Raw genomic sequence first — 8,855 nt, forward strand, 5'->3', positions numbered from 1 at the left:
AATCCACAGCATCCCTTACAGTGTAGCACAGCCCTTGGAGAGGGGCTCTAATAACTACTACTCTATAATACAAGGAGATGAACCTCAATGAGTGCTGTTTGTTTTATGAAAAAGCCGAATGGACAGAGCTGCGGTTCGATCATGTACCGCTGCCCGAAATGCGGTGCCATCGGCTGCGCCCGCGAAGGCTGCCGCAACCAGAACTGGGTCAACTTCCGCTGCGTCCGTTGCGGCGGCATGAAACGCGAAATTCCAAAATAAACGAAAGGACAGGATGCCAGTCCCATGATCTATTTTTTGAACTGCTTTCTGCAGTCGGAATGTGGTGCCCCGGTCTTCCGCGATCCGTCCGTGGTCGATTTGTTTCCTTCTTTTGGCGATGCATATGCCGCCGGAAAACAATTTTTCCATCGACAAATAGATCTCCTGAAAGAGGACGATCTCTCGCAGGAAGAATGGATGACATCCGGCTGGTCCTATTTTTTTGACATTCGGGAATACAGCCCGGACTGCGAATGGAAGCGGGAATGGATGTTTCGTTTTGACGGGCAGCCGCTTCATTCACGGTGGGTACTGTATCAAAACGGAATCGGCGTAGAAGCACCTTGTGCGCAGGTGCCCGGGATACTTCTATGCCGTGCACAGGATTACCATCCCGGAGATCTTATCCTTCTTCGGCAGAAATACGGAGATCCTTTATGGAGCGTTGTGGTGGAAATTGTCCCTTGCCGCAACGCATCCCGAACCTTTCCCGAAGCGGACGGTTCGTTTTGGCTTTCCGGCCTCACGCTGAAGGAAGAATTTTTCTTTTTGGATGAAATCGACCCTTGTCAAACAGGCCTGCCCCCCAAAACAGCCGTTCCGCCGCTGGATCTTTTGCTCCTGTCGGAATGGATTCGTTCCGGCAAGCCGCTTCCGGAACAGCTGTTTGACGCTACATGTCAAGGTCTTCTCTGCACGTCGGACCTGGTGCGAATCGGGGATCTTTGGGCCTAACTTGTATTGCAGACACTCCCTCGTCAAAAATGCAGGGGGAGTGTTTTTGCACAGGGACCATTTTTGTCCAACCTCTTTCGTTATACTGTTTACGAACCGGAAATCCGTTTGTCTGCGCTAAGGAAAGCAGGCACATGTCCAAAAAACCGCTCGCCAGCATCATTGTTCTGACGGACGGTTACACTCCCTTTCCGCCGCAGGCGCTTGCCCAAAACATTCCGGCGCTGTGGCTTTTAAGCAGCAAATGCGTACATCCGCCCCGGGGAAAGGTCGCCCGAATTAAACTCTGACAAAAAACCGATGAGCGTCCGTCATGCGCTCATCGGTTTTTATTTCAATATTTCTCCATTCCGGCTATCCGCGCGCTGCGCGGACAGAGGCTCGCCAATCTGTTTATGCTGCAAATTGCAACAGGATTGCGACCAGGAGAAGCACTGGGACTCACGTGGGATAATGTGGATTTTGAAAACAAGATTCTTCATATTACAAAAGCCGTACGACGGGAACGCGATGAAAACGATATCTCGCACATGGTCTTCGCCCCTACCAAGACAAAGCGTTCTCGTGATATGGAGCTTCTGGATGAAGCAATCGAAATTTTGAAACGTCAGCGTGAACTGCAAAACGCGGAGAAAAAACGTCTCGGGAACGCCTACACAGATCTCAATTTGATTTTCGCAACCAAAACCGGACAAATATTGGAACGGCCTCATGTCGCACAGACCTTAGCACTCATCCGAAAACAAATGCGTATCATCCGAGCCGAAGAACTCCACAAAGATATCAGTGAAGTCGAAGAGCCCAATTTCACACTACATTCTTTGCGCCACACCTTTGCAACCCGCGCATTGGAGCAGGATATTCCGTTGAAAGTTGTATCTGACTGGTTGGGGCACACAACCATCCGGATTACCGGCGATATTTACTCTCATGCGCTTCCCGCAAAGCGCCGAAACAGCATTCAGAGATTAACAGGGATCACCACAGACCATTACAAAAATGGTCAAAATCGTGGTCAAGTCCAAAATGATGAGTAAAAACCAATGAAAAAACCACGTAGAAATCGCCATAAAATAGCGTATCTACGTGGTTTTTTCTTGGTCCGAGTGGCGAGAGTCGAACTCACGGCCTCTTGAACCCCATTCAAGCGCGCTACCAAACTGCGCTACACCCGGACATTGCCGTCTTTTCTGACGGCAAAAATTATTATAGCGGATTCGAAATCAATTGTCAATATTTTTTTGCGAGAATTGTGAACGAATTCTTCTTTCGGCCCCATATCCGACACAATTTTCCGCCTGCTTATAGCGATCATAGCAAAACTGGATAATGCTGTTGCGTTTTACAATGCCAATAAAGCTTTCTTTGCCATCGATCACCGGTACAAAGTTCTGTTTCATAGCTGCCGCAATCAGTTTCTCCATATCCGTATCCACGGAGACACACTGATAATCGTGCTTACGGGGAACACTCATCAGAGGCATATCTTCTGCCTCCTGCAAATTCAGATTATGTGTTCGCTTAATGGCCCAGAGCAAATCGCCCTCTGTAATAGTCCCTACATATTCCCCTTTCCGATTTAAAATGGGAATGGAAGAATAACGATGATATTCCATTTTCTCCAGCGCCTGCCGGACAGTAAAATCATCGTATAAGTACGCCACTTCTGCTTTCGGCGTCAAGAAAAACAATAGATTCATGGTCACCAAGTTCCTTTTCTCGCGGTTACGTCAAAACTGCGGTTTTTCTTTCCACTAAAAGTATACCATGCAGATAACAAATTTGCATGAATGAATTGTAAAAAGCGTTCTTGTTCTGGTATGATGATACAAGCAGCAAAAGGAGGCTCTTGTATGCCGGATCAAATTTCTCACGCACCGCGTTTCTACCGCTTTGTGCGTGTGTTCTTTCTTTTTTGTACGCTTATTTTATGTGCGTCGCTGGCTCTTTGCAGTTTGGTTGTCACCACATACTTCCCAGAAAGTTATGACGAAATCCCCCAGTACTCCTGTTCTTCGCTTTTGCCCGTTCTGATCTGCTGCGGCATCTTTTTCGCACTGAGCGCATGGGTACTGCCTCACTGTAAAAAGATCTCCCGCTGTGGGATCATCCTTTTTGCGTGTCTGTTCGTTTTTGTTTTTGGGGGGCTGTGGGCATTCTTCAACAACACAATGCCTACCGCCGATCGAATATTCATTTACCAAAACGCACAGAATCTTCTGGTTGGCGATTACTCGCTTTTGCGGCCGGGTGCTTATTTTTCGCAGTTTCCTTATCAGCTGGCCACGAGCCTTTGGGCCGCCTTGGTGATGAAACTGTTCGGAGCCGGGCACTGTTTCTTTGCCTTTCAACTGTTCAACGCGTTTTTTGCCGCACTTCTTGTGTATTTTTTGCTTCGCTTGACAGAACTTTTCAATCCTGATAAAAAAGCCCTGTGCCTGGCAGCTTTTTTGTGCATTGCCTTTTATCCTATTGCCCTGCTGTCCACCTTTATCTATGGAACACTGGCTTCCGCTGCCTTTTCGGTCGGAGCTCTATTCTTCGCGCTGCGTGCCACTGACAGTGGCAAAATCCGCTTTTATACAGGTTCTGCCTTATGTATCATGCTGGCAATGCTTGCCAAACCCAACAGTGCAGTGTTTCTGGTCGGTCTGGCACTGCTGTTTTTGACAGCTGCACTGCACCGCAAATCTGTGCGTCCTGTGCTGGGACTGGCTGCATGTGTGATTCTGGCACTCGGTGCCGGAGAGCTGCTGCTTTTTGTCATGGAACAGCGTTCCGGGTATGACCTGCACAACGGGGAAACCTTCTGGGCCTGGATTGCCATGGGATTACAAACCGGGCCGCTGGCGCCGGGCTGGTACAATGAATACAACGACATGTTGTATGTGCTTCATCAATTCGACAACGACGCCATCGCGCAACAGGCAATTGCCTCCATTGGAACCAGCTTCGCCGAGTTCTGTTCACATCCAAGCTACGCGCTGCACTTTTTTGGATTGAAAACCATCAGCCAATGGTGCGAACCTACGTACGCGACTTTCTGGATCAGCAAAAATGCATTGACCGATCAGCTGGCACCCAATTGGATTCAGGCCTGTTATGCCGGGCCGGTCCACGACGGATTGGTCCTGTGGGCCGACGCGCTGCAGACGCTTTTGTACACCGGTGCGGCAGCCGCTCTTTGGAACAGACGAAAGAACTGGCGTGCGGAGTATTTGATCCCTGTTCTGGTCGTGTTCGGTGGATTTGTGTTCCATACCTTTTGGGAAGCCAAAAGCCTCTATATTATTAACTATTCGGTTCTGCTGGTCCCCTATGCCGCGTTGGGACTCTGTGATATCTCCTGTTTTATCTCTCGTTATTTGTGCAAAAAGTGCAAATCCAAGGTAAATCCATGAATTTTATTGTATTCTTTTGAGAAGCATGATAATATAAAAAAAAGCGTTCATTCCACAGAATGAGCGCTTTTTGAAATGGAGAGATGCTTTTATGGAAGAACGCATTGTCAAATTGTACACCAAAAACAGCAGCATTCCTCTGAAAGTTGTTCCCGGACATTTTGCCACCAACCACTCGCATGTAAACTACTATCTTGACATGACCACCCTGAAAAGCCGCATTTCCGAGGCGACAGAAGTGGCACAGAATCTGGCGGGAGATTACATGCTGAATACGGTGATCGACACCATTGTATGCCTGGACGGCATGCAGGTGGTGGGCACGCTTTTGGCACAGGAACTGACCCGGGCAGGCCTTCATTCCATGAATGCGCATAACACGATTTATGTCATTACCCCGGAAACCAACGGCACCAGCCAGCTGATTTTCCGCGACAATCTGCAGCCGATGGTACAGAATAAACATGTACTGATTTTGATGGCCAGCGTCACTACTGGCATCACCGTCCGGAAAAGCGCCGAGTGCATTTCGTACTATGGCGGCACGGTAGCGGGCGTTGCTTCGATTTTCTCCAATGTGGCAGAAGTGGAAGGCTTTCCCATTAACGCCATCTTCCATCAGGAGGATATCCCGGATTACCAAAGCTGCGCAGTACACGATTGCCCCATGTGCAAAGCCGGGCAGCGCATTGACGCCCTGGTCAACAGCTTCGGCTATTCCAAACTCTAAAAAATTTTTCTTCCCCATGCGGATCACCGCATGGGGAATTTTTTTGCGTATCTATTGACAAACTGTAATTACCGTTATATACTGTTCATACAGTATATATACAGAATTACTTTGAGGTGTACTATGGATATCCTGATCAGCAACACATCCGGCAAGCCCATCTACGAGCAAATCACCTCGCAGGTCAAGGCGCAGATTCTTTCCGGCGAACTGAAAGCAGGGGACGCCCTGCCCGGTATTCGCACTTTGGCAAAGGAACTGCGCATCAGCGTTATCACAACCAAGCGAGCCTACGAAGACCTGGAGCGGGACGGTTTTGTGGTCACCGTACCGGGAAAAGGCAGTTTTGTGGCAGCGCAAAATGTCGAACTGCTGCACGAAGAAGCGCTGCGGCAGACGGAGGATATTTTGCAGCAGGCTGTGGACGCTGCCCGGCGGGGCGGTGTAACCCGCGAAGAACTTTTTCAGCAGCTTTCGCTGTTATGGGAGGAAGAATAATGGAATATTCGGTTGAGGTACAAAACCTTTCCAAGCATTTCAAGGATTTCAGTCTGCAAAATGTATCCTTCAACGTGCCGACCGGCACCATTGTGGGATTCATCGGTGAAAACGGAGCAGGCAAAACAACAACGATCAAATCGATTCTGGGATTGCTGCATACCGATGGCGGAAACATCCGTGTCTTTGGCAAAGATCCGGTCAAAGACCGCCGTCTCATCGGTGAAGACATTGGCATTGTGATGGAAGGAAGCTTCTTCTCCCCCGTTTTGAACATGCGGGAAATCGGTTCTGTCATGGCCAAGCTCCATCCCCGCTGGGACGCCGCTTTGTACGAGGACTTCTGTAAGCGCTTTTCCCTTCCGGCGCAAAAGCCGGTCAAGGACTTCTCCCGCGGAATGCGCGTCAAAGCCGCATTTGCCACAGCGCTTGCCCATCACCCCAGACTGCTGATCCTGGACGAGGCCACCAGCGGCCTGGACCCGGTGGTGCGCAGCGAAATTCTGGATTTGTTCTTGGAATTCATCGAAGACGAAAATCACAGCATTCTGCTGTCCAGCCACATCACCAGCGATCTGGAAAAGGTGGCGGACTACATCGTGTTCATTCACAACGGACAAATTGTGTTTCAAATGGAAAAGGATACGCTGCTGGAGCGGTTCGCTGTTTGCAAATGTGGCAAAGGAGAGCTTTCCCGCTTTGAGCAGGCGCATATCCTCGGTCACCGGGAAAGCCGGTTCGATTTGGAATTTCTGGTGGACAATGCGCCGCTGGTTCGGAAAGCCTATCCCGAGCTGCTGACAGAACCGGCATCCATTGACGACATCATGACCTTTTTTGTGAAAGGAAGCGACGAAACCGTATGAAAACACATCCGATTTTCGGCCTCATTCTGAAAGACTTCTACTCCATTCGCGGATACCTGATTCGCCAGATCGGTCTTTTGCTGGTGATTTATCTCATCATTGGCGTCGCAATGAAAACCATGTCCATGCTGCCCGCCATGCTGATGCTGGGCGTGACCATGAGCCTGATCTCCATTTTTTCTCTGGATGAAAGCTCCCGCTGGAACGCTTATGCATTGACGCTTCCCATCACGCCAAGGGACCTGGTGATCTCCAAATACCTGATTTACTATGGCGGCATGTATGCAGTGGGGCTTCTGGCCAGCCTGTTCAGTGCGGCCGTGGACACGGTTTTGTTCCACAACGGAGAGGATGCCGTGGAAAATCTGATTTTGGGTGTAGGCGGTGGCCTGGCGATCCTGATTATTTACTCCCTTGTGATTTCCGTGGATATTCCGCTCTATCTCAAACTCGGCATAGAAAAATCGCGCATCCCTACAACGTTGACGTTCCTGGTCCCCTTTGTGGCCATTTTCCCCACGGTCTCCTATTGGGGCCCCTGGCTGGCGAATATGGACTGGTCCAGCGTCAACTGGCCTGTGGTCATTTTGATTGCCCTTGCCGCTCTTGCGGTGATCGTTCTCGTTTCCTGCCGGGTTTCCATCCGGATCATGGAGCAGAAGGAGTACTGATATGCGAAACACCCATTGCTGTCCCAAATGCGGCGGGACCGACATTGTCCTCATTCCTGCCTCGGAATGGCTGTTCAGCCGCGGGATCAACGTATACACCGGTCTTCACAAAGGCAACAAGGTGCTGGTAGAGCGCTACATCTGCCGCAGTTGTGGCTATCTGGAAAACTGGGTGAAGCCCGAACATTTGAACCGACTGTAAAAAAAGCGTCCGCTTATGCGGACGCTTTTCCATTTTGCGGAAAACATTATGAACTTTGCAGGCTTTTCTGCTTCCATTTTCCCGTCCGGTACTGGGCGAAGGAGATCAGATAGTTGACCAGCCAGCCCAGAGGAACTGCATACCAAACCATCGCCACACCCAGCCGCGGCGCAAACACCACTGCCACAAAAACCCGCAAAAACAGGTTGGCCATGTTGGCAACTGTAAACATGACCATATCCCGTGCGCCCCGCAGCAATCCGTCGGTGAGCATCTTCAGGCCGATCAGCACATAGAACCAGCAGATAAACCGCAGATAAGCCGTTCCCGTCTGAAGCGCAGCTGCGGTGCCGTCTTCCCCCAAAAACAGAGAGATAAACCATTCCGGGGCGGGTTCAAACAGCACACAAAGCAGAACGGCAAAGCCCGCCACAATGGCATAGCCGGCCCGATAACCGCTGCGCACGCGGTCCAGACGTTTGGCGCCGATGTTCTGCGCAGTGTAGGAAGAGATGGCATTGCCCATGGCAGCCATGGGCACAATGCAGAAACTTTCCAGCCGGGACGCCGCCGTGTAGCCTGCCAGCACCTGCGAGCCGAACCCGTTGACCACGGACTGCACCAGCATCATTCCGATGGACACCGTAGACTGCTGCAAAATAGACGGCAATGCCACACGGGCCATACGCCCCAGCTCCGCCCCTTCAAAACAGACCACGCTGCCCGCCTGCCGGTATTCCCGGAGCTGGCGAAGCAGGATCAAAAAAGACAAAAGCGCCGAAAGCCCCTGGGCGATCAGTGTGGCCCAGGCCACGCCCGCCACGCCCAAATGGCCATACCGCACCAGAACATAGTCCAAAACAATGTTCAGTACCGACGAAAAAATTAACAGATACAGCGGGATGCGGGACTTACCCAGAGAGTTGAACACCGAGGACAGCACATTGTACATAAACAGAAAGGGCAGCCCCAAAAAATAGATTCGAAGATAGGTAGTGGCATCTGCCATGATATTTTCCGGCGTGTTCAGCAGCTGCAAAATCTGCGTACCGAACCCCAGACCAATCCCGGCCAGCGTCAGGCTGAGCGCCAGAAACGAAAGCAGCGCCGTATCGATGGATGTGCGCATGCGTTCGTACTGACGGGCGCCGAAGTGCTGACTGGTGAGCACCGAAGCACCCACGCCACCGCCAATGGCAATGGAGATGAACACCGTGGTCAGCGAGTAGGAAGCTCCGACCGCCGCCAGAGCATCTTCTCCCACAAAGCGTCCTACGATCATGGAATCCGCCATGGTGTAAAACTGCTGGAACAGATTTCCCACGATCATGGGAAAAGCAAAAGCCAAAAGTGCCTTTGCCGGCTTTTCACGAATGAGATATTCTTTGTCCATCGCCATTTCCTTCCGTTCAAATCTCACTTCTTTCGAGTATAGGCCTTTTTTCCCATACGCGCAAGCTGAAAAAGAAGCGGGGCGGCCGTGCAGCCGTC

The 8,855-nt window shown here is 50.7% G+C and carries 12 protein-coding genes and 1 tRNA gene; 10 read left to right on the plus strand and 3 right to left on the minus strand.

What is annotated here, in order from left to right:
* Positions 1-87 precede the first annotated feature (87 nt).
* The 4 genes from WMO24_RS10460 to WMO24_RS10475 all read left to right on the plus strand — a co-directional run bounded on the left by WMO24_RS10460 (position 88) and on the right by WMO24_RS10475 (position 2,033).
* Entirely contained in the window at positions 88-261 is a 174-nt protein-coding gene (locus tag WMO24_RS10460; RefSeq protein ID WP_349216389.1) for a hypothetical protein, read from the plus strand.
* Between the two features lie 24 nt (positions 262-285).
* Positions 286-996: a hypothetical protein gene (locus WMO24_RS10465; protein WP_349216390.1), complete on the plus strand. Its 711-nt coding sequence runs from the start codon at positions 286-288 to the stop codon at positions 994-996.
* A 134-nt stretch (positions 997-1,130) separates the two neighbouring features.
* Entirely contained in the window at positions 1,131-1,286 is a 156-nt protein-coding gene (locus WMO24_RS10470) for a hypothetical protein (RefSeq protein WP_349216391.1), read from the plus strand.
* Positions 1,287-1,385: 99 nt separating this feature from the next.
* Positions 1,386-2,033 (plus strand): site-specific integrase, encoded by a 648-nt coding sequence (locus WMO24_RS10475; RefSeq protein ID WP_349216398.1) that lies wholly within the window; start codon positions 1,386-1,388, stop codon positions 2,031-2,033.
* Between the two features lie 61 nt (positions 2,034-2,094).
* On the opposite strand, the gene WMO24_RS10480 is transcribed toward WMO24_RS10475, so the two are convergent.
* Positions 2,095-2,171: transfer RNA gene (locus WMO24_RS10480), tRNA-Pro, on the minus strand.
* A 48-nt stretch (positions 2,172-2,219) separates the two neighbouring features.
* Positions 2,220-2,696, minus strand: a complete 477-nt coding sequence (locus WMO24_RS10485; RefSeq protein ID WP_349216399.1) for a CBS domain-containing protein — start codon at positions 2,694-2,696, stop codon at positions 2,220-2,222.
* A 153-nt stretch (positions 2,697-2,849) separates the two neighbouring features.
* Here WMO24_RS10485 and WMO24_RS10490 point away from each other — a divergent pair, with 153 nt between their 5' ends.
* From WMO24_RS10490 to WMO24_RS10515, 6 genes are all read left to right on the plus strand, one after another.
* Positions 2,850-4,397 (plus strand): ArnT family glycosyltransferase, encoded by a 1,548-nt coding sequence (locus tag WMO24_RS10490; protein WP_349216392.1) that lies wholly within the window; start codon positions 2,850-2,852, stop codon positions 4,395-4,397.
* A 91-nt stretch (positions 4,398-4,488) separates the two neighbouring features.
* Positions 4,489-5,127 (plus strand): type I phosphoribosyltransferase, encoded by a 639-nt coding sequence (locus WMO24_RS10495; protein WP_349216393.1) that lies wholly within the window; start codon positions 4,489-4,491, stop codon positions 5,125-5,127.
* Between the two features lie 123 nt (positions 5,128-5,250).
* On the plus strand, positions 5,251-5,625 hold the full coding sequence (locus tag WMO24_RS10500; RefSeq protein ID WP_349216394.1) for a GntR family transcriptional regulator: 375 nt from the start codon (positions 5,251-5,253) through the stop codon (positions 5,623-5,625).
* Positions 5,625-6,491, plus strand: a complete 867-nt coding sequence (locus WMO24_RS10505; RefSeq protein WP_349216395.1) for an ABC transporter ATP-binding protein — start codon at positions 5,625-5,627, stop codon at positions 6,489-6,491. Before WMO24_RS10500 ends, WMO24_RS10505 begins: the two co-directional genes overlap by 1 nt.
* On the plus strand, positions 6,488-7,162 hold the full coding sequence (locus tag WMO24_RS10510; RefSeq protein WP_349216396.1) for an ABC-2 transporter permease: 675 nt from the start codon (positions 6,488-6,490) through the stop codon (positions 7,160-7,162). The genes WMO24_RS10505 and WMO24_RS10510 overlap by 4 nt, the downstream gene beginning before the upstream one ends.
* 1 nt (position 7,163) lies before the next feature.
* Positions 7,164-7,364, plus strand: a complete 201-nt coding sequence (locus WMO24_RS10515) for a hypothetical protein (RefSeq protein ID WP_349216397.1) — start codon at positions 7,164-7,166, stop codon at positions 7,362-7,364.
* A gap of 46 nt (positions 7,365-7,410) precedes the next feature.
* Here WMO24_RS10515 and WMO24_RS10520 read toward each other — a convergent pair whose 3' ends face one another.
* Positions 7,411-8,763: an MATE family efflux transporter gene (locus WMO24_RS10520; RefSeq protein ID WP_353963950.1), complete on the minus strand. Its 1,353-nt coding sequence runs from the start codon at positions 8,761-8,763 to the stop codon at positions 7,411-7,413.
* Positions 8,764-8,855: the final 92 nt, after the last annotated feature.

This window comes from Ruthenibacterium intestinale, from assembly GCF_040096265.1.
Taxonomy (GTDB): Bacteria; Bacillota; Clostridia; order Oscillospirales; family Ruminococcaceae; genus Ruthenibacterium; species Ruthenibacterium komagatae.